At 43.4% G+C, this 24,865-nt stretch carries 16 protein-coding genes and 5 tRNA genes; 19 read left to right on the top strand and 2 right to left on the bottom strand.

The genetic code is table 11. From position 1 onward, the window contains the following. Positions 1-407: 407 nt before the first annotated feature. Positions 408-3,638 carry a thrombospondin type 3 repeat-containing protein gene (locus tag KKOR_RS13310; RefSeq protein ID WP_143715030.1) on the top strand — a complete coding sequence of 1,077 codons (3,231 nt, stop codon included), beginning with the start codon at positions 408-410 and terminating at the stop codon, positions 3,636-3,638. Positions 3,639-3,678: 40 nt separating this feature from the next. Here KKOR_RS13310 and KKOR_RS02075 read toward each other — a convergent pair whose 3' ends face one another. Continuing rightward, a complete protein-coding gene (locus KKOR_RS02075; RefSeq protein WP_012800352.1) occupies positions 3,679-5,475 on the bottom strand; it encodes a DEAD/DEAH box helicase in 1,797 nt (598 codons plus the stop codon). A 262-nt stretch (positions 5,476-5,737) separates the two neighbouring features. Between KKOR_RS02075 and KKOR_RS02080 the strand changes: the two genes are divergently transcribed. Further along, positions 5,738-6,229 carry a hypothetical protein gene (locus KKOR_RS02080; RefSeq protein WP_012800353.1) on the top strand — a complete coding sequence of 164 codons (492 nt, stop codon included), beginning with the start codon at positions 5,738-5,740 and terminating at the stop codon, positions 6,227-6,229. Between the two features lie 79 nt (positions 6,230-6,308). Here the strand turns inward: KKOR_RS02080 and KKOR_RS02085 are convergent, their stop codons facing one another. Beyond that, a complete protein-coding gene (locus tag KKOR_RS02085; protein WP_012800354.1) occupies positions 6,309-7,601 on the bottom strand; it encodes a metal-dependent hydrolase family protein in 1,293 nt (430 codons plus the stop codon). A gap of 193 nt (positions 7,602-7,794) precedes the next feature. On the opposite strand from KKOR_RS02085, the gene murB reads away from it, so the two are divergent. From murB to rpoC, 17 genes are all read left to right on the top strand, one after another. Then, entirely contained in the window at positions 7,795-8,835 is a 1,041-nt protein-coding gene (gene murB, locus KKOR_RS02090) for a UDP-N-acetylmuramate dehydrogenase (protein ID WP_012800355.1), read from the top strand. Then, positions 8,832-9,809 (top strand): bifunctional biotin--[acetyl-CoA-carboxylase] ligase/biotin operon repressor BirA, encoded by a 978-nt coding sequence (gene birA / locus KKOR_RS02095; RefSeq protein ID WP_012800356.1) that lies wholly within the window; start codon positions 8,832-8,834, stop codon positions 9,807-9,809. The genes murB and birA overlap by 4 nt, the downstream gene beginning before the upstream one ends. Before the next feature lie 18 nt (positions 9,810-9,827). Next, positions 9,828-10,676 (top strand): type III pantothenate kinase, encoded by an 849-nt coding sequence (locus KKOR_RS02100; protein ID WP_012800357.1) that lies wholly within the window; start codon positions 9,828-9,830, stop codon positions 10,674-10,676. Positions 10,677-10,772: 96 nt separating this feature from the next. Beyond that, positions 10,773-10,848 (top strand) — tRNA-Thr (locus KKOR_RS02105). 126 nt (positions 10,849-10,974) lie between these two features. Continuing rightward, positions 10,975-11,058: transfer RNA gene (locus tag KKOR_RS02110), tRNA-Tyr, on the top strand. A 98-nt stretch (positions 11,059-11,156) separates the two neighbouring features. Further along, positions 11,157-11,230 (top strand) — tRNA-Gly (locus tag KKOR_RS02115). Positions 11,231-11,250: 20 nt separating this feature from the next. Next, positions 11,251-11,326 (top strand) — tRNA-Thr (locus tag KKOR_RS02120). Positions 11,327-11,454: 128 nt separating this feature from the next. Continuing rightward, the gene (gene tuf, locus KKOR_RS02125) at positions 11,455-12,645 is read left to right on the top strand and encodes an elongation factor Tu (protein ID WP_012800358.1); all 1,191 of its coding nucleotides are present in this window, start codon (positions 11,455-11,457) and stop codon (positions 12,643-12,645) included. 62 nt (positions 12,646-12,707) lie between these two features. Further along, positions 12,708-12,783 (top strand) — tRNA-Trp (locus tag KKOR_RS02130). A 49-nt stretch (positions 12,784-12,832) separates the two neighbouring features. After that, positions 12,833-13,204 carry a preprotein translocase subunit SecE gene (gene secE / locus KKOR_RS02135; RefSeq protein ID WP_012800359.1) on the top strand — a complete coding sequence of 124 codons (372 nt, stop codon included), beginning with the start codon at positions 12,833-12,835 and terminating at the stop codon, positions 13,202-13,204. 10 nt (positions 13,205-13,214) lie between these two features. Next, a complete protein-coding gene (gene nusG, locus KKOR_RS02140; protein WP_012800360.1) occupies positions 13,215-13,748 on the top strand; it encodes a transcription termination/antitermination protein NusG in 534 nt (177 codons plus the stop codon). A gap of 136 nt (positions 13,749-13,884) precedes the next feature. Then, positions 13,885-14,313: a 50S ribosomal protein L11 gene (rplK, locus tag KKOR_RS02145; protein ID WP_012800361.1), complete on the top strand. Its 429-nt coding sequence runs from the start codon at positions 13,885-13,887 to the stop codon at positions 14,311-14,313. Between the two features lie 4 nt (positions 14,314-14,317). Then, the gene (gene rplA, locus KKOR_RS02150; RefSeq protein WP_012800362.1) at positions 14,318-15,013 is read left to right on the top strand and encodes a 50S ribosomal protein L1; all 696 of its coding nucleotides are present in this window, start codon (positions 14,318-14,320) and stop codon (positions 15,011-15,013) included. A 260-nt stretch (positions 15,014-15,273) separates the two neighbouring features. After that, positions 15,274-15,801, top strand: coding sequence for a 50S ribosomal protein L10 (gene rplJ / locus KKOR_RS02155; RefSeq protein ID WP_012800363.1), 528 nt, complete (start codon positions 15,274-15,276; stop codon positions 15,799-15,801). Between the two features lie 79 nt (positions 15,802-15,880). Next, positions 15,881-16,258: a 50S ribosomal protein L7/L12 gene (gene rplL / locus KKOR_RS02160; RefSeq protein WP_012800364.1), complete on the top strand. Its 378-nt coding sequence runs from the start codon at positions 15,881-15,883 to the stop codon at positions 16,256-16,258. Between the two features lie 167 nt (positions 16,259-16,425). Next, complete coding sequence (gene rpoB / locus KKOR_RS02165) at positions 16,426-20,493, top strand: DNA-directed RNA polymerase subunit beta (RefSeq protein ID WP_012800365.1); 4,068 nt, start codon at positions 16,426-16,428, stop codon at positions 20,491-20,493. A 78-nt stretch (positions 20,494-20,571) separates the two neighbouring features. Continuing rightward, positions 20,572-24,792: a DNA-directed RNA polymerase subunit beta' gene (gene rpoC / locus KKOR_RS02170; RefSeq protein WP_012800366.1), complete on the top strand. Its 4,221-nt coding sequence runs from the start codon at positions 20,572-20,574 to the stop codon at positions 24,790-24,792. Positions 24,793-24,865 lie beyond the last annotated feature (73 nt).

Here is a 24,865-nt window from a genome sequence, read left to right on the forward strand (position 1 = left end):
CCAGAAACTACTACTTCGGGAATTACTCCTGTGCTGCCACATCTCCTGCGTCCCTATAGATTATCGCGCCGCATAACAATAATGCCTGATGGCAACATTAGGCATTATTGGAGAATGAAAATAGATTCATGTAATATGCGTGGTCTTTATAGAACTCAAACAACGTCGATTAACCTTGTAATCTTAAGGCAAGATTATAGTTAAGTGATGACATAATGAATTAAAGCAAAAGACAATATTAAATATAAGGAAAGATTACGAAAATGCGCATATTCACTTTGGGATTTTTGTTAATAATAAGTAGCATGGTAAATGCAGACACTTTTCAGGTTCTTCAGGATTATAATTACGAAGTTGAAGATAGTGACTCATTCACTCATACATTAAGGGGCGTTAACTCTATAAGTATGAATGAAAAGATTTACTTTGAAGTAGAAGTTCCAAGCGATATGTGGTTCGGAATCAAGGGGCGAAGATTAGCTGTAACAGATGGTACTGAAAACGGCACTCATCTTGTTAAAGGACTCGAAGATAAAAATTTGGAAGGCACCTTTAGGGCATTTTATACGGTTAATAACAAGCTAGTTATCTTGTTGTCTGGAGAGTCTTCGCATGAATTTGAAATTTGGGAAGTTGCTCAAGAAACAAATCAAGCAGTAAAGGTAGCAACATTCTTATATCCAAATGATTTTAATTACGGCGTTATTGCTCATTATTATACACAGAACAAGTTGGTATTAACTTCACCGCAATCTAGAGATTTGATAATCTATGATTCAGAAACATCGAGCATTGAAGAGCTTGATCTACCAGTTATTGCTGACTCGTACTCCCACAATGTAAGCTATGAGAGTTTTATTTTGGGTGATTATTTCTATTATGAACCTAGTATCTCTAATGCGGAAAATCCTGTTTATCGACTAAATCTAAGAACAAAGACGGTTGAACAGGTGCATGTTCAAGGAATAGGTTCATCTCATTTTATATATAATGGAAGTGTCTACTATGTAAACAAAGATGTAGATAATCTATTTTATATTTATAGCCTGGACCCAGATTCAGGAGACATAAAAAAAGAGTTTGGCCCTGTTACAAAATTTAATAGTAAACCCTCGCATTCATTTAAGGTTATCGATAATAAGCTCATCTATAATAATCTAACTAGTTTTATTATAAGAAACGATAGTGCAGATAGCTTTTACGCTATTGACTTTCCCGAAAGTTCCGCGATTGATTATAAGGATTTATCAACAAACCTTGTGATGTTTAACGGCGAGTACTACTTTATTGGTTACGAGTATACTCATATAAGAACAGGTGAGAAGCATCTTTTAAAAACTGACCTATATTCTAGTATAGAAAAAGTCTATGAATATAAAGAGTTGAATTTACCACAAAGCGATTACGGCAGTGGGCTAAGGCTGATTGAAGATAATGGTAACTTATTCACTGTGGTGATGGCTAAGGCTGGTAATCAATTTGTTGTAGGTAAGACAATGGTTTATGAGTGGGAGGATATTTACTCGAACTTTACTTTATCGTGGGAACAACAGAATCTAGGTATTTATGCCCCAATACATGATAGTCGCAAAGACATAGTTTTCGCTTATACAATAGAAACCGGTGCAGAACCATGGAAGATCAATGCTCAGCTTGGTAATGCATTTCAACTAGCTGATTTTAATGAGGATAACCGTACACAAGGTAACTCGATAGTCTCTAAGTTTAGTTCTGTAACTCGAGTCGTTATATCTTATTTTCCCTTTTATGATATGCAGAATTATAATCTATTCAGCCTAAAAGATGATTTTTTTACGGGTTATATACCACCGGACAGACATAATTATGAACAAGTAGGTATTGACGAAATTTATGATTATTATCATCTCACTGACATATCTAGTGTATATATTAAATTGTACGACACATTATCAAATGAAATAGTAGATATGGGCACTGTTGATAAAGCTGTCTATAAAAATTTTGATTATTTGAATCTGCATGATGGGGTACTAACTTACTTAAGCGATGGGGTTGTACGTCAAAAAGGGATTGATGGGATATGGGAATTTGAAATAGGCGCTGTCTATAAAAAACTAGTCAGAGGTGATGGGGCATCTTTGGCTTACGGATGGGATGAAGAGAGAGAGACAATTGAGTTCTTAGTATTCGATAGAGTAGGAGTTAGCAATACATTTAGTATACCTTGCGTAGATGACAGTGCGAGTTGCACAGAACCATATGTCTACTTTAAAGAGGACACTGTCCTTGTTAGCCATACGCGTACTTCGTCATCATTTGACACATATTATGAAAAGAACTTTATTGTGAAATTGAATCAATCACCTAGTGTTTATGAGCTAGGTTTGGAATTACTTGGAGGGAACGGACTTCCAGAAAACGGTCCTTTAGCTTTGACAAATGAAGCTTTACTTATTGGAGCAGAAGAGATAGTTGATAAGAGGTCACAAACAAAATTTATTAAGGTTTCTCTTGATGATTATGCTACGAAAAGCGTAACTATCAACATCGCAGATGGAAATTTAGTGCATGCAAAAGATGCAAGAACATGGTTGGTAAATGCTGGCGATTATAGGTTGGGTTTATTAAGTGATAATACTGATTCTACATATGTATTGGTTTTTAACAAAAAACTAGACATTGTTAACTACAAGAACTTGGGCGAAGAACCACTTAATGTGCAGGAAGAAGGGATAAAACTTAGTAAGCCACTTGAGTGTATATATGGCTATTGTTATGTTCGGGGATATTACTGGCGTAAACAGGGGGATGAACCTACAAAATATTTTACTTATAAGTTTGATGTAACTTTAGAGAATATCGAACAAGAATTTTCCTATGTGGATCCGCAGGAGTATATCCTAAAAAATATTGATACTGCTTATTTGATAGGTTATTCCACTCAGTACGGAAAGGAGCTCTATAAGCAGGAAGTTGAAGGCGTTGATTCAGATGGGGATGGAATCTGGGATGCTTATGAATTAGCTTATGACATGGACCCGACGTCGGCTCACGATGGTGCGCTTGACATTGATGGCGATGGTCTTTCAAATTATGAAGAGTTTAAATTAGGAACTAGTATACTAAAAGACGATACTGATGACGATGGGCTTAATGATGGCGTTGAGATAGACTTGGGTTTTGATCCTAGAAGCTATGACTTACATTTAAGAGACTCTGACGGAGATGGATTAAGTTACAGAGCAGAAAAAGATATAGGCACTGATCCTCATAATTCAGATACTGATGGAGATGGATTCATTGATAGTGAAGATGCCTTTCCTTTAGAACCATCAGAGAATGCAGACTTCGATAGTGATGGCATAGGAGATAATGCAGATCCAGATGATGATAATGATGAAATGCCTGATGAATGGGAGGAACAGTATGGACTTAACCCTTTCGATCCTTTAGATAGGAATACTGATCTTGATAATGATGGTATAAGTAATTATCAGGAGTATATTAATGGCACAGATCCTAGGGTAGGCAATAATAATTCCGGGGGAGGGGACAGTAACCCACCTTCAAGCGACTCTGGTGGAGGTGGCTCCGTACCAATGTGGCTACTACTTATGTTAGTTGCTTATGTAAGCTTAAGAAAGTACCGAAGTTAATAAAAAAGGCCTCAAGTGAGGCCTTTTTTATTTATGTTATTTACTTTTTAAATTTAGGTTTGCCGGCCTTACTCTTGGGCTTGCCTTTATCTTTTCCTTTAAATTTACTATCGCCTTTACTGGCTTTTTGATCACCTATTACGGTTAAGCTCATTGGCCTGCCAGCAACATATGCTTTACTGAGAATTTGTAGTACTTCTTTTGGCATGCCTGCTGGAAGATCGACTGTGGTGAATTCGTCGAAGATGTCGATACGGCCAATATATTCGCTGTCGATTTCAGCTTCATTGGCGATGGCGCCAACGATGTTGCTGACTTTGACGTTATGGCTATGGCCTGCTTCGATTTTGAAGCGTTCCATTTCGATATCAGGATGAGACTTTAATGGTTGGGCGTAGGGTGAAAAACTTCTATCGCTACTGCGCTTTGAGCCTTCATCACGTCCTTTGCGATCGCGTCTATCACTTCTTTCAGGTCTATCTGCTCTTTCACTGCGCTCTTTCTTAGCTTTTGGAAGTTCTTTAAGAATTAACTCATCGCCACCCGCTAATTTAGCCAATGCTGCGGCAATGATTTGTGGGTCTGTATCCGTTTTTTCTTCGAGCTTAGTAATAAACTGTTTAAAGAAACTTAAATCATCATTCTCAATAGTACTTAAAACCTTACGCTCGAAACGGCTCATGCGTTGCTCATTGATATTATCAATACTCGGCATCTGCATTTCTGTTATTGGTTGGTTGGTAGCGCGTTCGATAGCTTTCAGCATGCGGCGTTCGCGATGTGCTACGAATAAAATAGCATTACCACTTCGGCCGGCACGGCCGGTTCGACCAATACGGTGAACATAAGACTCGGTGTCGTAGGGAATATCGTAGTTAACAACGTGACTGATGCGTTCAACATCCAGTCCACGTGCAGCAACGTCGGTTGCAATAAGAATGTCGATTTGACCCTTCTTCAGTTTTTCTACGATTCGCTCGCGTGTGGTCTGAGCGATGTCACCATTTAATGCTTCTGCTCTAAAACCGCGCGCCGTCAATTTATCAGCAAGTTCTGTCGTGGCAATTTTAGTGCGCACGAAAATGATCATGCCATCGAATTCTTCGGTTTCAAGAACTCGTGTTAACGCATCCAGCTTATGTATACCGCTAACTAACCAATAACGCTGATTAATGGTGGTTGCGGTACTGGTTTTAGTTTGAATTTTGATGTGCTCAGGCTCATGCAAATACTTCTCGGCAACTTTTTTGATTTCTTTTGGCATGGTTGCGGAGAATAGTGCGATTTGGCGAGTTTTAGGCGTATGGCCTAACACCCATTCAACGTCATCAATAAAGCCCATGCGTAACATTTCGTCGGCTTCATCCAATACCAGCGCTTTTAAATTGTCGAGTTTAAGTGTGCCGCGGCGAATATGATCCATCACACGGCCGGGTGTCCCTACTACTATTTGCGCGCCACGCTTAAGTTGACGTAACTGAATATCGTATTTTTGACCGCCATAAATTGGCAATACGTTTAAGCCTGGCATATTTTTAGCATAACTTTGGCAGGCTTCAGCAACCTGAATGGCGAGCTCGCGTGTTGGAGCTAAAACCAAAAGTTGGGTGTTGTTGTCCTTTGCATCCAATCTGGAAAGCATCGGTAAAGCAAAAGCTGCTGTTTTACCGGTACCGGTCTGGGCCTGACCAATAATGTCTTTACCAGCCATAAGCACAGGAATGCTGGCGCTTTGGATCGGTGAAGGTTGTTCGTAGCCAACTTGTTTAATGGATTTTAATACGGCAGGCGAAAGTCCCAGTTCGTCAAAACTGGTAATGGTTTGATCTTGTGTCATCAGTGTTACCTATAAAAACATGAAGAGCGAATTTGCTCGAATAAGCGTAGGCCAACTGAAAACCCAATTTCAAAAGATACAACAATCGCGGAATAATCGTAGAAAGGATGTACTGAACTGACCACTTGCTTAACGGGGGCGATTATACACACAATTTAATCCATATGTTAGTGCTATTGCCATAAGTCAATTGATTAAATGCGATTGCTTTAAATGGTGCAATCTGACATTCTTTAAAAAAAATCATAGATGGGGTGAGCTTATGAAATTATTGGGGATTGTTGTACTGTTACTAGCCTTGAGTGGCTGCTGGTCACAAGATGAAATGTTGCGTATTCAGAAAAACGGTGATGTGTCGATGGCTATCATCGTTATGCCTGACTGGGAGTTCACATCAAGGGATGAAGTGGAGTCCAGGGCTGGTGCCTATGAGCAAGAAATGCGTAAAGCGGGCTGGACGGTCCAAAAAAGTACTGATGGGAGCTCTGGTGGCGAGTATGATTTACAGTATGTTCTGACCGGCAATTTATTAAAGGTTAGTCAAAAAACATCTTTTTATGAGATTGTATCGCGTAACTCTAGTGAAGTTAAAATCAAGTTTTTGACGCCACGGATGGATGAGGAAAACGTTTATCGAAAGCTTTATTTTGATTACTCGATTGCTAATACGGCAACCGTATTCGATAAGAACAGAAGCTTAGTGCAAGAAGTTGGTACGGTTAATCAGGATGATGTTTATACCGTTTCGCTGTAAAAAAGAGCCTTTAAAAAGCCGGCCTGCTTTCCATGCAGAATTAGCCGGCTTTTCTTTGTAAGGCCTTACTGTGTGTAACTTATTGTTTGTAGATAGTGCCGTCTTTCATGACAAATGAGACATTTTGCAGCAGTTTAATGTCCTCTGCTGGATTACCGTCTACCGCGATAATATCGGCTAATTTCCCTTTTGCAATTACACCGATTTGATCGTTATCTAATAATTCTGCTGAGGTCACAGTAGCGCTTTGTATGGCGGCCATGGCTGGCATGCCTGCTTCAACCATATATTCAAACTCTTTAGCATTATCGCCATGTGCCGACACACCACTGTCGGTGCCAAAGGCAATCTTGACGCCATAATCATAGGCTTCTCCAAAAGTGTTTTGGATTAAAGGTCCTACGGCACGTGCCTTTGGGCGAACAATTTCTGGAAAAAATCCATCAATTTCCGCTTTTTCTGCGACAAACTTACCGGCAATTACGGTGGGTACGTAATAAGTACCATTCTTTTTCATGGCTCGCATGACCTCTTTATCCATGTAGGTGCCATGCTCGATACTAGTAATGCCTGCTTCGATAGCGCGGAGCATGCCCTCTTTACCATGGGCGTGGGCTGCGACATGCATGCCATAATCTTTGGCAGTATCAATAATGGACTTCAATTCCTCCACCGTAAACTGAGGATTCTGGCCGCTCTTAGCCAAACTGAGCACACCGCCAGTTGCAGTGACCTTGATAAAATCAGCACCTTCCTTGTATCGTTGACGGACAGCCTTTTTGGCATCTTCGACGCTGTTAACAACGCCCTGTTTGGGGCCTGGATCGCCCATAAGCTTAGCATTTACACCATTAGTTGGATCGGCATGACCACCAGTTGAGGCAAGCGATTTCCCTGCTGAATAAATTCGAGGTCCATCAACCCAGCCTTGGTTAATAGCATTGCGCAAAGAGATGGTGACATTATAGCTGTCGCCGGGATTGCGCACTGTGGTGAAGCCAGCGAGCAAAGTGCGCATACCGTATTCTTGAGCGCGGAAGGCCAGATCGGCAGGATTGAGAGTAAAACCTTCGACATAAGCCGTTGGGCTCATTTCACCGTCGAGATGAACATGCATATCCATCAAGCCAGGTAGGCAGGTTTTGTTGCTCAGGTCGATGAAAGAATTGGTGGAAGGCTTGTTGGTGGTTACTTCGCTAACTTTATTGCCCGTGATCTGGATAAAGTGCTCACCTAAAACCTTACCAGCTTGAGTGTCAATCAGGTTACCGCAATGCAACCATTTTGTATTGGCTGTTTCATCATTAGCTGAGCTTGGGCTCATGGCCGTGGATGCGATCAAAGCCGCTATCGCTAAAGTTGTCTTGGTCATCTTTATACTACTCCCCATTCAGTTTGTGGATACAGGAATACCTTAATTCAAAGCAGAGTGCAATCAGGCTTATAAAGCCATTTCTAAAAAACTGTAACTAACTGTGAATGTTAGAAATGCAGGAGAATAGTATTTCAAACAGCTTTTGGTACAATGCAGACAACTTAAATTCTAAATCGAACAGGCAATATCCTTGGCTAACTCCGTCCCTGCTTCATTAAAGCCTTTTAATACCTTCGGCGTTGAGGCCACTTGTAATGAGTTAATCAGTTTTAACGATGAACCGTCTATTCAAAGCTGGCTTAAAGCAGAAAAGCCAGCGCTTGATTCGCTCTTTATTCTCGGTGGCGGCAGCAATCTCTTGTTGCTGGGACATATCCCGCTGATCTTCTTACAGGCTAATATTCAGGGGATTGAATACCTTGAGCAGAATAATGGCAAAGATGAAGTGTGGGTGAAAGTGGGAGCTGGGGTCAACTGGCATCAGTTGGTGTTAGATACTTTGGATAAAGGCTATTCGGGTCTTGAGAATTTGTCATTAATTCCCGGTAATGTCGGTGCCGCCCCAATTCAGAATATTGGCGCTTACGGTGTTGAGCTGCAAGAGCGTTTTATAAATTTGCAGGCAATCGAGTTAGCTACTGGCCATATTCAAGAGTTTTCAGCAGAAGACTGCCAGTTTGGATATCGGGACAGTATTTTTAAGAAGGAATTGAAGGGGCGTTTTGTTATTACTCAGGTAACCTTGCGGTTAAATAAGAATCTTCAGCCGCACATAGAATACGGCCCTCTGAAACAGGAACTTGAAGGTGAAACATCTATCACAGCAAAAAAAGTAAGCGATGCTGTGATAGCGATAAGGCAAAGTAAATTGCCCGATCCTGCTCAACTTGGCAATGCCGGTTCCTTCTTTAAAAATCCAATCGTTACTGAAGAGCAATATCAGATGTTACTTGATGCTTTTCCGGAGCTGGTCGCTTACTCAGTGGGCTCTGGACACTATAAAATTGCCGCGGGCTGGTTAATCGAAAAGGCTGGTTTAAAAGGCTATCGTCAGGGTGATGCGGGTGTACATGAAAAGCAGGCCTTGGTTCTGGTTAATTATGGACATGCAAGCGGACAGGATATTTTGCAGGTAGCAGGGCAGGTGCGAGATAAGGTCTTGGAGTTATTTGGCGTTAAGCTAGAACCCGAAGTGTGGATTATTGGCGAACAGCAGATATTTTTATCATGACAGAGCATCGCGATCAGCAATTAAGACAGTTGATATCCTTATTAAAGGATGGAAACTTTCATTCCGGGCAAAAACTGGCGGATGAGCTATCGGTCAGTCGTGCCTATGTCTGGAAGTTGATGCAACAGCTAGAAGCTCTTGGCCTTGAGTTCGAGTCGGTTACACGCAAGGGCTATCGATTGATTAAGTCGCTGCAACTTTTGGATGCGCAAAGTTTACAGCAAGAGATGGTATCTACAGGCTTGGAGGATTGGCAATCTGAGGTTCTTTTATTAACCGATTCAACCAACGAACAACTTAAAGGTGCCGGTTTTTGCCATAAAAAGGTGCTTGCAGCTGAGTATCAGTCAGCAGGTCGAGGACGTCGTGGCCGACAATGGGTGTCGCCACTAGCCAGCAACCTTTATTGGTCCGTGGGTTGGCAAACGCAGATGCCAGTACAACAGCTAGGTGGTTTGAGTCTGGTGGTTGGTCTTGCGATCATTAAGGCATTGCAAAGTTTGGACATTGAAGGCGTGCAGTTAAAGTGGCCAAACGATATTCGCTATCAAGGAAAAAAGCTGGGCGGTATTTTGATTGAGTTGTCTGGTGATGTGGCAGGTGCTTTGCAGGTGGTTATTGGAGTTGGTTTAAATATGCAGATGGGAAGCACGCTGGCTCAATCTATTGAGCAAGAGTGGATGAATGTTAATGATCTAGCTCCTGATGTCAGTCGTCAGCAGGTTTTAGCGAAGACGATTGTTGAATTCAATCAAGCGCTAGAGCTTTTTGAACAAAAGGGCTTTGCGGCCTTTCAGGAGTTATGGCAAGAGGTTGATGAGTGTTTTGGCCAGAAGGTGAGTATTTTGCAGCAACATCAGGAGTTGAAAGGAATTGGTGCAGGGGTTGATGATACCGGAGCATTGTTATTGCAAACGGGGCAGGGCGTGATCCCTATTTATGCTGGCGAAGTTAGCTTGCGTTTCAGAGCTTAGCTAAGGAGTTTGCCAAGAATGATTCTGCTAATTGATATAGGTAACTCTCGTAGTAAGTGGGTGCTTACCAATGAGGCGTCTGGCATTAATTGGCAAGCTTCGGGACAATGGAGTAATCAAGGCTTTTCCGAAGCCCATTGGTTGGCTCGATTTAAAGCGATTAAAGAAACAGTGAGCCAAGAGTTTGAAGCTAAGGTTGAAGCCATTGCCATCAGCTGTGTAGCGAATGAAGACGTCTGGAAGTTGCTGCAAAATTATTGTGAGCAGGTATTTGAGATGCTCCCCATTTTACCGCAGTCCTCACGAGAGTATCGAAGCCAACAGGGGGGCAGATTATTTAATAGCTATAAAGTCACTGAGGCCTTAGGTGTTGACCGATGGTTGGCAATGATCGCTGGAACAGAGTTAACAACACAGGCATTTGCTGTTATTGATGCTGGGACAGCTATCACCTTAGATGTGATCGATAGTAGCGGGCAGCACTTGGGTGGCCATATTATTCCTGGCCACAGGCTGATGCAGTCGAGCCTATTGGGTGATACAGGCCGCATTGCCTGGAGCGCACAGCACAACCGAGATGACCAATTGGATAGTGAATGGCTAGCGACTAACACACAGCAGGCAATTGAGCAGGGGACATTGTGTGCCAGTGTCGCTTATTTGGAACACCTGATAGACAAATTGTGCCACCAGCTTCAACTGGACGTTGTAATTGTGACCGGGGGCGATGCAGAACAATTAATCAGTTTGCTCAATACAGGTTTCAAAAAGTATCTTAAATACCAAAAAGATCTGGTTTTACAGGGACTTTTCTATTGGTTCTTGGATAATCTGACTAAAAAAACGGCAGATAAAGCCAATTCATAGCCAATTTTAAAAAAATCATAAAAAAGCATTGCCAAACCAAAATGAGGTAGCTAAAATTCCCGCCACTTAATGACATGCCCCAGGCATGATGATTAAGCCGGCTTAGCTCAGTAGGTAGAGCAACTGACTTGTAATCAGTAGGTCGCCAGTTCGATTCCGGCAGCCGGCACCATTATTCTTAAGGGTTGCATTGCAACCCTTAGTATTAAGCAGGTAGAGTAAAGATTACTGCTTGCAATTACTGCAACAAATTGGCATCATGCGCGCTCTTTTGAGCAGACATGTTTGCTCAAGTCCTGGAGGGGTTCCCGAGCGGCCAAAGGGATCAGACTGTAAATCTGACGCGAAAGCTTCGCTGGTTCGAATCCAGCCCCCTCCACCATTTTTCACCCGGTCAGCAATTCTCATCAGTGACAACTGAGTCAGGGCTGACTGGTAGCGAACGATTGTTCGTATGCTTTATCACAGTGTGGATATAGCGCGGGTATAGTTCAATGGTAGAACCTCAGCCTTCCAAGCTGATGATGCGGGTTCGATCCCCGCTACCCGCTCCAATTACTGTATCAAACAATTTGCCGATATAGCTCAGTAGGTAGAGCACTCCCTTGGTAAGGGAGAGGTCAGCAGTTCAAATCTGCTTATCGGCACCAGCTTTGCCTGGGTAGCTATATCAAGGCAAACAATAGGGTGCAGGGTGCAGGTACGAGTAACGTACGACCCGGTAGACACCCGTTTTAACATTGGAACTTAAAACGCGGATATTCCGGGAGGCTATATAATGGCTAAAGAAAAATTTGAACGTAACAAACCGCACGTAAACGTCGGCACCATTGGCCACGTTGACCACGGTAAAACGACCCTAACTGCAGCAATCTGTACTGTATTGGCAAAAGTATACGGCGGTGCCGCTCGAGCTTTCGCAGATATCGATAACGCTCCAGAAGAAAAAGAGCGTGGTATCACGATTTCAACCTCACACGTTGAATACGAAACTCCAGCCCGTCACTATGCACACGTAGACTGCCCAGGCCACGCTGACTATGTTAAAAACATGATCACCGGTGCTGCACAGATGGACGGCGCGATTTTGGTAGTATCGGCTGCAGACGGCCCAATGCCACAGACACGTGAGCACATCTTGTTATCACGTCAGGTAGGTGTACCTAAGATCATCGTATTCTTGAACAAATGCGACATGGTCGACGACGAAGAGTTGTTAGAGCTTGTCGAGATGGAAGTTCGTGAATTGCTAGACCAATACGAATTCCCAGGCGACGACACGCCAATCATCCGTGGTTCAGCGTTGAAAGCGTTGGAAGGTGACGAAGGCCCATTAGGTCAAGAAGCTATCGTAGCATTAGGCGAAGCACTAGACACTTACATCCCAGAGCCAGAGCGTGCGATTGACAAGCCATTCTTGTTGCCAATCGAAGACGTATTCTCAATCTCAGGTCGTGGTACGGTAGTAACCGGCCGTGTTGAGAGCGGTGTGGTCAAAGTGGGTGAAGAGATCGAAATCGTTGGTATCAAAGATACAACGAAGACTACGGTAACTGGTGTAGAGATGTTCCGTAAATTGCTTGACCAAGGTGAAGCAGGCGACAACGTAGGTGTACTACTACGTGGTACTAAGCGTGATGAAGTTGAGCGTGGTCAGGTATTGGCACACGTTGGCACTATCAACCCGCATACTCGTTTCGAAGCTGAAGTGTATGTTCTATCAAAAGAAGAAGGTGGTCGTCATACTCCATTCTTCAAAGGCTACCGTCCACAGTTCTACTTCCGTACGACTGACGTAACGGGTGCTTGTGAACTACCAGAAGGCGTAGAGATGGTTATGCCAGGTGATAACATCAAAATGAACGTAGAGTTGATCGCTCCGATTGCGATGGACGAAGGTTTGCGCTTTGCGATCCGTGAAGGCGGTCGTACAGTAGGCGCTGGTGTTGTTGCTAAAATTCTTGAATAATCAATTGCAATTCAAATAAGGCAGGGTATAATTCCCTGCCTTAATTTTTGACAATCAGTTTTAGGCCAGTAGTTCAATTGGTAGAGCGTCGGTCTCCAAAACCGAAAGTTGGGGGTTCGAGTCCCTCCTGGCCTGCCACTTTCTCTATTGTAATGAGTTTAAGTGGCTGATAATAAAGGTTTATTTCATGAGCGCACAGGCGACAAATACAGGTTCTAAATTAGACGGTTTGAAGTGGTTCTTTGCTTTTGCATTAATCGCGGCAGGGATTTATGGCTTCAATTATTTGTCTGAAGAGTCAATTTTAATTCGCACAGCCGTAGTTCTAGTGTCAGTGATTCTAGCAATTGTTGCTGCTATGGCAACTGCAAAGGGTCAGGCGTTTTGGAAGTTTGCTCGTGAAGCGCGCACTGAGCTGCGCAAAGTTATTTGGCCAACGTCGAACGAGACAGTAAAGACAACTATTATGGTAATCATCATGGTTATCATTCTCGGTTTGTTTTTAGCCTTGATTGATTGGCTCATAAATAGCTTCTTAATTAGTCCGATTATCGGCTAGGAGTTCTTGCATGGCACTACGTTGGTACGTTGTACAAGCCTTTTCAGGCTATGAAAACAAAGTAAAAACCATGCTGGAAGAGCGTATCCAGTTAGCGGGTTTAGAAGACAAGTTTGGCGAAGTTCTTGTTCCTACTGAAGAAGTGGTTGAAATGAGAGCTGGTCAAAAGAGACGTAGTGAGCGCAAGTTCTTCCCAGGTTATGTATTAGTTCAGATGGATATGGACGAAGAATCATGGCAAGTAGTTCGAAATACTCCACGAGTCATGGGCTTTATCGGCGGTACTTCAGATCGCCCAGCTCCAATTAGTGAGAAAGAAGCCAATGCGATCTTGAATCGTATAGAAGACAGTGGCGATAAACCGAAGCCAAAAGTTTTGTTTGAACCCGGCGAAATGGTGCGGGTTACTGATGGTCCGTTCGCGGACTTTAACGGTGTTGTAGAGTCTGTAAACTACGAGAAAAGCCGTTTACAAGTGTCTGTCTCTATCTTTGGACGCTCAACTCCTGTAGAATTGGAGTTCAGCCAAGTCGAAAAAGGCTAGGCAGCAAAACGAATTCAGCGTATCTCTGTTTGGGAAACCAACACGGGGAGCGCTTTATTGTCTTTGTAAAAAAGATATTTTTGTTAAAACGGGGAGCTAGTTAAAGCTAGCGTTTGAACCCACATAGAGGTGAAACATGGCTAAGAAAGTCGAAGCTTATATTAAGCTACAAGTAGCAGCCGGTATGGCTAATCCTAGTCCACCAGTTGGCCCAGCTTTGGGTCAGCATGGTGTGAACATCATGGAATTCTGTAAAGCTTTTAACGCGCAAACAGAAAAACTGGAAAAAGGTCTTCCGACTCCAGTAGTAATCACTGTTTATAATGATCGTAGCTTTACATTCATTACTAAAACTCCTCCAGCGTCTGTTCTAATCAAAAAAGCATTAGGCCTCAAGTCTGGTAGTGCAACTCCTAATACTAAGAAAGTGGGTAAAATTACTCGCGCTCAGTTAGAAGAGATTGCTACAACTAAAGAGCCTGATTTAACTGCTGCGGATATGGATGCAGCCGTTAAGACAATCGCTGGCACAGCACGCTCAATGGGCGTCGACGTAGAGGGTTAAGGTAATGGCTAAAATTTCAAAACGTATTCGCGCTATCAACGAAAAAGTTGCTGGTCGCACAGTCTTTTCAGCTGAAGAAGCTATTCAGTTGTTAAAAGAAGTTTCTACTGTCAAGTTCGACGAAAGTCTTGAGGTTGCAATTAACCTTGGTATCGACCCACGTAAATCTGATCAGGTTGTTCGTGGCGCTACCGTTCTTCCAAATGGTACAGGTAAAGACGTTCGCGTTGCTGTATTCACAAATAATGTGGATGAGGCAAAAGCTGCGGGTGCAGATATTGCCGGTATGGAAGATTTAGCTGAAGAAGTTAAGAAAGGTAACTTGGACTTTGACGTTGTAATTGCTAGTCCAGACGCAATGCGTGTGGTTGGTCAATTAGGTCAGATTTTAGGTCCTCGTGGCTTAATGCCAAACCCAAAAGTGGGTACGGTAACACCTGACGTTGCAACTGCAGTTAAAAACGCCAAAGCTGGTCAGGTTCAATACCGTGCAGATAAAAACGGTATCGTTCACGCTGCAATTGGTAAAGTAACATTTGAAAGCAATGCGCTTCTAGAAAACTTAACCAGTTTACTAATCGCATTGAAAAAAGCTAAACCCGCTTCATCAAAAGGCACCTATATGAAGAAGATTTCTCTTTCTTCAACTATGGGTCCTGGTTTAGCAATCGATCAGTCGAGCTTATCGCTTAAGGACTGATTATAAAGGCTTTGGGTTTCCTGGGGTGTGAAAGCAATTCAGGGAACCGTCAAAGACCGTAGGTACTGGTGAATCGCTTATCTCAGTAGATATAGAGATTACGACCAACTGGTTTAATGATTGCCTACGCAGACGGTGAGACCTTGATGAAACTTTTTAAGTGGAATCGTTCACCGTAACTCAAAGGATAAGGCTTGCCTTATCAAACGTAAAACTCGACCGGAGCGAAAGCAAAGGTTCGAAAAACTGGAGGTGAACTAGTGGCACTTAGACTTGAAGGCAAAAAGGCGATTGTTACTGAAGTAAATACAGTAGCAAAAGACGCCCTTTCAGCCGTAGTAGCTGAGTACCGCGGTTTAACAGTAGAGCAAATGACTGCGCTTCGTGTGAAAGCACGTGAAAGCAATGTTTATGTGCGCGTTATTCGTAACACGCTAGCTCGTCGTGCTGTTGAAGAGACTGAGTTCGCTTGTATGCAAGATGCATTAACTGGTCCTTTGGTTTATGCGTTCTCTATCGATGCACCTGGTGCAGCGGCGCGTCTATTTAAAGACTTCGCAAAAGAGAACAAACAACTTGAAGTAACTGGTATTGCTATTGGTGGTGAGTTACATGGCCCTGAGCGTCTTGACGCTGTGGCTGCCTTGCCAACAAGAGACGAAGCACTTGCTACATTGATGATGGTTATGAACGCACCTATCACTAAACTTGCTCGTACTTTCAAAGAAGTACCGACCAAGGTTACTCGTGTGGTTGCTGCAGTTCGCGATCAAAAACAAGCGGCCTAAGACTCTATAGTTCGAGATCTGTTTAACCGTAGTTTTAACATTTTGTTAATTTTAAATTTAAATACCCAGGAGACTAGAAATGGCTCTATCTAAAGATGATATCTTGAACGCTATTGCTGAAATGAGCGTAATGGAAGTTGTTGAACTTGTTGAAGCAATGGAAGAAAAATTCGGTGTTTCTGCTGCCGCTGCTGTTGCAGTAGCTGGCCCAGCTGCTGGCGGTGACGCTGGTGCAGCTGCAGAGCAAACTGAGTTTGACGTTGTAATGAAAAGCTTTGGCGGTAACAAAGTAGCTGTAATTAAAGCTATCCGCGGCATCACTGGTCTTGGCTTGAAAGAAGCTAAAGACATGGTTGAAGGCGCTCCTGTTGCTGTTAAAGAAGGTGTTGAGAAAGCTGAAGCAGAAGACATCAAGAAGCAATTGGAAGAAGCTGGCGCAGAAGTTGAAGTCAAGTAATAAGTCTATTACTTGGTGTCAGTTTCGACAGCAAACAGTCCAAAATGGCTGGTGACTTTGTCACCGGCCTTTTTGCCGTTTTAACGGCAAGTGGTTAAGAGCCACACTTAGTAGAAATTTCTACGCAATATATCACTGGTTAAAAGCTAGCTAGCCGAGGAACCCGCATGGCATATTCATACACTGAGAAAAAGCGAATCCGTAAGGATTTTGGTCGACGTTCCAATATTCTCGATGTGCCTTATCTTTTGGCAATCCAAAAAGATTCATACCGTGAATTTCTTGAGCCAAGAGGCGATGAAGATTCAGGTTTGGACTCAGCGTTCAAGTCTATTTTCGCAATTGAAAGTTATTCAGGTAACGCCGCATTAGAATACGTCGGATATTCATTGGGCGAACCTGTCTTTAATGTTAAAGAATGTCAAATTCGTGGCATAACCTATGCTGCACCACTTCGCGTCAAAATTCGCTTGGTCATCTATGATAAAGACTCTAAGACCAAAAAAGTAAAAGATATTCGCGAACAAGAAGTATTCATGGGTGAACTACCGTTAATGACAGAAAACGGTACCTTCGTAATTAACGGTACTGAGCGTGTTATTGTGTCTCAGTTACACCGTAGTCCTGGTGTGTTCTTCGACTCAGATCGAGGTAAAACACACAGCTCAGGTAAGCTACTTTATCAAGCTCGCGTTATACCTTACCGTGGTTCATGGTTGGATTTCGAATTTGATCCAAAAGATATGCTTTATGTGCGAATCGACCGTCGCCGTAAACTGCCTGCTTCGATTATTCTTCGTTCTTTGGGTTACAACACCCAGGACATGCTTGACATGTTCTTCGAGCGTAATAATTTCTACATCACTAAGAAAGGCGAGGTTCAGCTTGAGCTGATCCCATCACGCTTACGTGGTGAAACGGCTACTTTTGAAATCAAAGCTAAGGGTAAAGTTGTTGTAGAAGAAGGTCGTCGTATTACACCTCGACATATTGCACAACTTGAAAAAGCTGGTGTTAAAAAGCTAGACGTTCCAACGGAGTATATCTACGGCCGCGCATTAGCTACTGACATTATCGATAAAGAGTCGGGCGAAATTATTGCTGAAGCAAACGCAGAGATTACCGAAGAAATTCTAGAAAAGATGATTGAGTCTGGTGTAACTGAAGTTCCTACACTTTACACCAACGATCTCGATCATGGCCCATATATGTCAGATACATTGCGTATCGACTCAACCCGTACTCCACTTGAGGCGAAAGTTGAAATCTATCGCATGATGCGTCCTGGCGAACCGCCAACGCAAGATGCGGCAGAAGCATTATTTGAAAACCTATTCTTCAACCTTGAGCGTTATGACCTATCTCGCGTTGGTCGTATGAAGTTCAATCGTCGCGTTGGTCGTGATGAGATTGAAGGTGAGGGAACACTTTCCAACCAAGATATTATTGATGTCATTAAAACATTGATCGAAATTCGTAACGGTAGTGGTACAGTAGATGATATTGACCACTTAGGTAACCGTCGTATTCGTTGTGTTGGCGAAATGGCAGAAAACCAATTCCGTGTTGGTTTAGTTCGTGTTGAGCGTGCTGTTAAAGAACGTCTGTCCCAAGCAGAAAGTGAAAACTTGATGCCGCAAGACCTTATCAACGCAAAACCAGTTTCTGCTGCAGTTAAAGAATTCTTTGGCTCAAGTCAGTTGTCTCAGTTTATGGATCAAAATAATCCATTATCTGAAATTACTCACAAACGTCGAGTTTCGGCATTAGGCCCTGGTGGTTTGACGCGTGAGCGCGCGGGCTTTGAGGTTCGTGACGTACACCCAACTCACTATGGTCGTGTGTGTCCGATTGAAACACCGGAAGGTCCAAACATTGGTTTGATTAACTCTTTGGCATGTTATGCCAGAACCAACCAGTATGGTTTCCTTGAAACACCATATCGTCGTGTTGCTGATGGTAAGCCTACTGCCGATGTGGATTATTTGTCTGCGATTGATGAAGGCAAATTTGTCATTGCACAGGCAAACGCCAACCTGGATAAGAACGGAACCTTCTCAGATGATTTGGTACCTTCTCGATTCCAGGGTGAGTTTATGTTGGCCACGCCAGATCAGGTTCAATATATGGATGTTTCACCGCAGCAGATCGTATCAGTTGCAGCGAGTATGATTCCATTCCTTGAGCACGATGATGCGAACCGTGCATTAATGGGTTCAAACATGCAGCGTCAGGCAGTTCCAACTTTGCGTGCTGAAAAACCACTTGTTGGTACCGGCATGGAAAGAACAGTAGCTGTCGATTCAGGTGTGGTTGTAGCAGCAAAGCGCGGTGGTGTTGTTGATCAAGTCGATGCCAGCCGAGTAGTAATTCGTGTAAATGAAGATGAAGTGGGTGATAACGACTCAGGTGTAGATATTTACAACTTCACCAAGTACACGCGCTCAAACCAAAACACTTGTATCAATCAGCGTCCAATCGTTAAGCAAGGCGACATCGTTGCTCGCGGTGACGTTCTGGCTGATGGCCCATCTACAGACTTGGGTGAGTTAGCGCTTGGTCAGAATATGCGCGTAGCATTTATGCCTTGGAATGGTTACAACTTTGAGGATTCGATCCTTATCTCAGAGAATGTGGTGCAGGAAGATCGCTTCACCAGTATCCATATTCAGGAATTAACCTGTATCTCTCGTGATACTAAGTTGGGACCTGAAGAAATTACAGCTGATATTCCAAACGTTGGCGAAAGCGCACTAAGCAAACTGGATGAATCAGGTATTGTTTATATAGGTGCTGAAGTAAAACCAGGCGATATTCTGGTTGGTAAAGTAACACCAAAAGGCGAAACGCAATTAACTCCAGAAGAGAAGTTATTGAGAGCCATCTTTGGTGAGAAAGCTTCAGACGTTAAAGATACTTCGTTGCGCGTCGGTACCTCAACTCACGGAACGGTTATTGACGTTCAAGTCTTTACTCGTGACGGCGTTGAGAAAGATGCTCGTGCAAAAGAAATCGAGAATGCTGAAGTCGCTAGCGCTAAGAAAGATTTAAATGATGAGTTCCGTATCTTGGCAGATAGTATTTACCAGCGTGCGCGTAACCTTGTTATGGGTTGTGTTGGTGAGAAGGGGCCAAATAAATTCAAGAAAGGCAGCAAAATCACTGTTGACTACTTGGATGAGCTTGAGCCTTCACAGTATCTAGAAATTCAGTTGCGAGTTGAGGAAAAACAACAAGCCCTTGAAAGTCTGGCTAACTATCTTGCTGAACAGCGCAAAGAGTATGACAAGAAGTTTGAAGTCCAGAAGCTTAAAATCACTCAAGGTGATGATTTGGCTCCAGGCGTTCAGAAAATCGTTAAAGTTTACTTGGCGGTTAAACGTCGTATTCAGCCTGGTGACAAGATGGCGGGGCGTCACGGTAACAAAGGTGTTATTTCAACTATTGTTCCGATTGAAGATATGCCATATGACGAAAATGGTGAGCCAGTGGATATCGTATTGAACCCGCTGGGCGTACCTTCACGTATGAACATCGGTCAGATTCTTGAAACCCACTTAGGCTGGGCCGCAAAAGGTGTCGGCACTAAAATTGGTGAGTTGTTGGATACTGGCAAAGCACCTAAGACTGTTCGCACATTCTTGAATAAAGTTTATAACCATCGTGATGACAAGACTGTTGATTTGTCAGAAATGACGGATGATGAAGTTATGACAATGGCTGGTAACCTTCGTTTTGGCGTGCCAATGGGCACACCAGTATTCGATGGTGCAACGGAAGAAGACATTCATGCAATGTTTGATTTGGCTGAGTTACCTAAATCAGGCCAAACCTGGTTGTACGATGGACGAACTGGTGATCGCTTCGAGCGTCCAGTGACCGTTGGTTATATGTATATGCTGAAGCTGAATCACTTGGTTGATGACAAGATGCACGCCCGTTCTACCGGTTCGTACAGCTTGGTTACACAGCAACCACTAGGCGGTAAAGCGCAATTCGGTGGTCAACGTTTCGGTGAGATGGAGGTGTGGGCACTGGAAGCTTACGGTGCTGCTTATACCTTGCAAGAGATGCTCACAGTTAAATCGGATGATGTGAATGGTCGTACCCGCATGTATAAAAACATTGTGGATGGTGATCATCGCATGGAGCCGGGTATGCCAGAGTCATTCAACGTATTGACTAAGGAAATCCGCTCATTAGCGATTAACATTGAGCTTGAGCACGAAGATTAAGCACTGGCGACTCCATCGGCTCCACAGTAACTGTGGAGCCATTAGGGTAAAGGTTTTAACTCCATCAGGAGAGCGATTGTGAAAGACTTATTAAATTTTATTAAGCAGCAGAACCAGTCCGAAGAGTTTGATGCGATCCGTATTGGCTTGGCATCACCGGACCAGATCCGCTCTTGGTCATTTGGCGAAGTAAAAAAGCCAGAGACAATTAACTATCGTACCTTTAAACCGGAACGTGACGGTTTATTTTGTGCCAAGATCTTTGGCCCAGTAAAAGATTACGAATGTTTGTGTGGAAAATACAAGCGTCTAAAGCACCGCGGCATTATCTGTGAAAAATGTGGTGTAGAAGTCACGTTAACAAAGGTTCGTCGTGAGCGCATGGGTCATATTGACCTAGCTTGTCCTGTTGCCCATATCTGGTTCTTGAAGTCATTGCCAAGTCGTATTGGTATGTTGATGGATATGACGCTACGTGATATCGAGCGTATTCTTTACTTCGAAGCTTTCGTTGTTACAGAGCCAGGCATGACAACTTTGGAAGCGGGTCAGCTATTAAGCGAAGAAGGTTACTTGGACGCTTTAGAAGAGTTCGGTGATGATTTCGAAGCTAAGATGGGTGCTGAAGCGATCAGTGCACTGCTTGATCTGATTGACCTGAAAGAAGAAGCTCAGCGAATTCGTGAGGAAGAAATTCCTTCGACTAACTCTGAAACCAAATTAAAGAAGTTAAGCAAACGCTTAAAACTTCTAGAAGCATTCCTGGATTCAGGTAATGATCCTCAATGGATGATCATGACTGTATTACCAGTACTTCCACCAGATTTGCGTCCACTTGTTCCTCTGGATGGTGGTCGTTTCGCAACATCTGATTTGAATGATTTATATCGTCGAGTGATTAACCGTAACAACCGTTTACGTCGCTTGTTGGATCTTAATGCTCCAGACATTATAGTCCGCAACGAAAAGCGTATGTTACAAGAATCAGTAGATGCTCTGTTAGATAACGGTCGTCGTGGCCGAGCCATCACAGGTTCTAACAAACGTCCATTGAAATCACTTGCTGACATGATCAAAGGTAAGCAAGGCCGTTTCCGTCAGAACCTGTTAGGTAAACGTGTAGATTACTCAGGCCGTTCTGTAATCGTTGTTGGACCAACATTGAAATTGCATCAATGTGGTCTGCCCAAGAAAATGGCACTTGAGCTGTTCAAACCATTTATTTACAGCAAGCTTGAGCTACGTGGTCTTGCAACAACCATTAAAGCTGCAAAGAAAATGGTTGAGCGCGAAGAACCAGTAGTTTGGGATATCCTGGAAGAAGTTATTCGTGAGCATCCGGTACTACTTAACCGTGCTCCAACACTTCACCGCTTAGGTATCCAGGCATTTGAACCTGTATTGGTTGAAGGTAAAGCAATTCAGCTACACCCTCTAGTCTGCGTGGCATACAACGCTGACTTTGATGGTGACCAAATGGCGGTACACGTTCCATTGACGATTGAAGCCCAGCTTGAAGCTCGTGCTTTGATGATGTCGACCAACAATATTTTATCTCCAGCTAATGGTGAGCCAATTATCGTTCCTACGCAGGATGTTGTACTTGGTCTTTACTACTTAACGCGTGATCGTGTTAATGCCAAAGGCGAAGGTATGATCTTTGCTGATGCAGACGAAGTTCAGCGCGCATATGCTAATGGTATTGTAGACCTGCACGCGAAAGTTAAAGTTCGATTGCCAATGGTTGATATCGATGAAGAGGGTACTAAAACTGCTCGCATCGAACTTGCCGAAACTACAGTGGGTCGTTCACTTTTATGGGGCATTGTTCCTGACGGTATTAGTTTCGAACTAGTCAACAAGGCAATGACCAAGAAAGCGATTTCTAAGTTGGTGAATACCTGTTATCGCGAGTGCGGCTTGAAAGCTACGGTGATCTTTGCTGACCAATTGATGTATACGGGCTTTAGCTATGCGACACGTTCAGGTGCTTCGGTTGGTATCGAAGACATGGCAATCCCAGATGCTAAAGCAGGGATCATTGAAGCAGCGGAAAAAGAAGTTGCCGAGATTCAAGAACAGTTTAACTCTGGTTTGGTAACTCAAGGCGAGCGCTACAACAAGGTTGTTGATATCTGGTCTCATACCAACGAGAAAGTTGCAAAAGCGATGATGGACTTCATCGGTACCGAAGAAGTTGTTGATAAAGAAGGCAATACAGTTCGTCAGCCATCTTTCAACTCTATCTTTATGATGGCCGACTCAGGTGCTCGTGGTAGTGCTGCCCAGATTCGTCAGCTAGCGGGTATGCGTGGTCTGATGGCTAAGCCGGATGGCTCGATTATTGAGATGCCGATTACGGCAAACTTCCGCGAAGGTCTGGATGTATCTCAGTACTTTATTTCGACGCACGGTGCACGTAAAGGTTTGGCCGATACGGCATTGAAAACAGCTAACTCTGGTTATTTGACTCGTCGTTTGGTTGATGTTGCGCAAGACATGGTTATCACTGAGCATGACTGTGGTACCGAAGAAGGTATCTATATGTCTCCGCTAATTGAAGGTGGTGATGTTGTTGAGCCATTGCGTGAACGTGTATTGGGTCGTGTTATTGCTGAGCATGTTTATGTTCCAGGCACGGACGATGTATTAGCAGAAGCTGGCACGCTACTTGACGAGAAGTGGGTGGAGATTCTAGAGCAAAACTCTGTAGACCAGGTTAAGGTTCGCTCTGTAATCACTTGTTCAACTCGTACCGGTGTTTGTGCCGCCTGTTATGGTCGTGACTTGGCTCGTGGTCATATCATCAATCAAGGTGAAGCAGTTGGTGTAATTGCTGCTCAATCAATTGGTGAGCCAGGTACTCAGTTAACGATGCGTACGTTCCACATCGGTGGTGCGGCATCTCGTGCGTCTGCTGACAACAATGTACAAATTAAAAACGATGGCCAGATTCGTCTTAAAAACGCTAAGACAGTTGAGCGTCAAGATGGCAAGCTAGTGATCGTTTCGCGTTCAGCTGAATTGAACGTAATTGATGAATATGGTCGTGAGCGTGAGCGTTATAAAGTTCCTTACGGTTCTGTTCTTAGCACTAAAGAAGGTGAGAAAGCGAAAGGGGGCGACATCGTTGCCAACTGGGATCCGCACACTCACCCAATTATTGCTGAGCTAGACGGTAAAATTGAGTTCGTTGATATGATTGAAGGCGTTAACATTGAACGCCAGACTGATGAACTTACTGGCTTGAGCTCAATCGTAATTACTGAAAACAAGCAGCGTAGTGGTAGTAAAAGTTCTGATGTTAAGCCTGCGATCAAATTGCTTGATAAGAAGGGCAAAGATCTTTATATCCCAGGTACGGAAATGCCAGCGGTATACTTCTTACCAACTAACGCTATCGTTAGCTTGGAAGATGGCTCTGAAGTAAATATTGGTGATGCAATTGCCCGTATTCCTCAAGAGAGTTCAAAAACAAAAGATATTACCGGTGGTCTACCACGAGTGGCAGACTTGTTCGAAGCTCGCAAACCGAAAGAACCTGCTATTTTGGCAGAGATTTCAGGTACTGTGACCTTTGGTAAAGAAACAAAAGGTAAACGTCGCTTAGTTATAACTCCCCAAGACGGCGGCGATACCTATGAAGAGCTAATTCCTAAATGGCGTCAGCTCAACGTTTTCGAAGGTGAAAAAGTTGAGAAAGGTGAGGTGGTATCTGACGGTGCAGACAATCCACACGATATCTTACGTCTGAAAGGGATTACTGAACTTGCACGTTACATTGTCAACGAAGTGCAAGAAGTCTATCGTCTGCAAGGCGTAGGCATTAACGATAAGCACATCGAAGTGATTATTCGCCAGATGTTGCGTAAGTGTATTGTCACTGATGCAGGTGACTCACTACTTCTAAAAGGTGATCAGATGGAAGTAGTTAGAGTGCTTGAAGAAAATGACAAGCTTGTTGAAGCCGGTAAGGATCCAGTACACTTTGAACGTGTATTGATGGGTATTACAAAAGCTTCTTTGGCAACTGAGTCCTTTATTTCTGCAGCTTCCTTCCAGGAAACAACGCGGGTACTTACCGAAGCGGCTGTTAATGGTAAGACTGATGATTTGCGTGGCTTGAAAGAGAATGTCATCGTAGGTCGTCTGATTCCAGCAGGTACAGGTTTAACCTATCATGCGGAACGCCGTCGTAAACGCGCAGAGTCAGTGACTGAAGACTTAGGCCTAACAGCAGACGAAGTAGAACAGGCACTGTCTGATGAGCTCAGCTCAATTAATGAGGGTGAGGACTGATCAAGAGATCTGCTTGGCTAATGATCAAACTTTAGCCAAGCTTGACTTTAAATCATGACCTCTTTAGAATAGC

Source organism: Kangiella koreensis DSM 16069, from assembly GCF_000024085.1.
GTDB classification, from domain to species: domain Bacteria; phylum Pseudomonadota; class Gammaproteobacteria; order Enterobacterales; family Kangiellaceae; genus Kangiella; species Kangiella koreensis.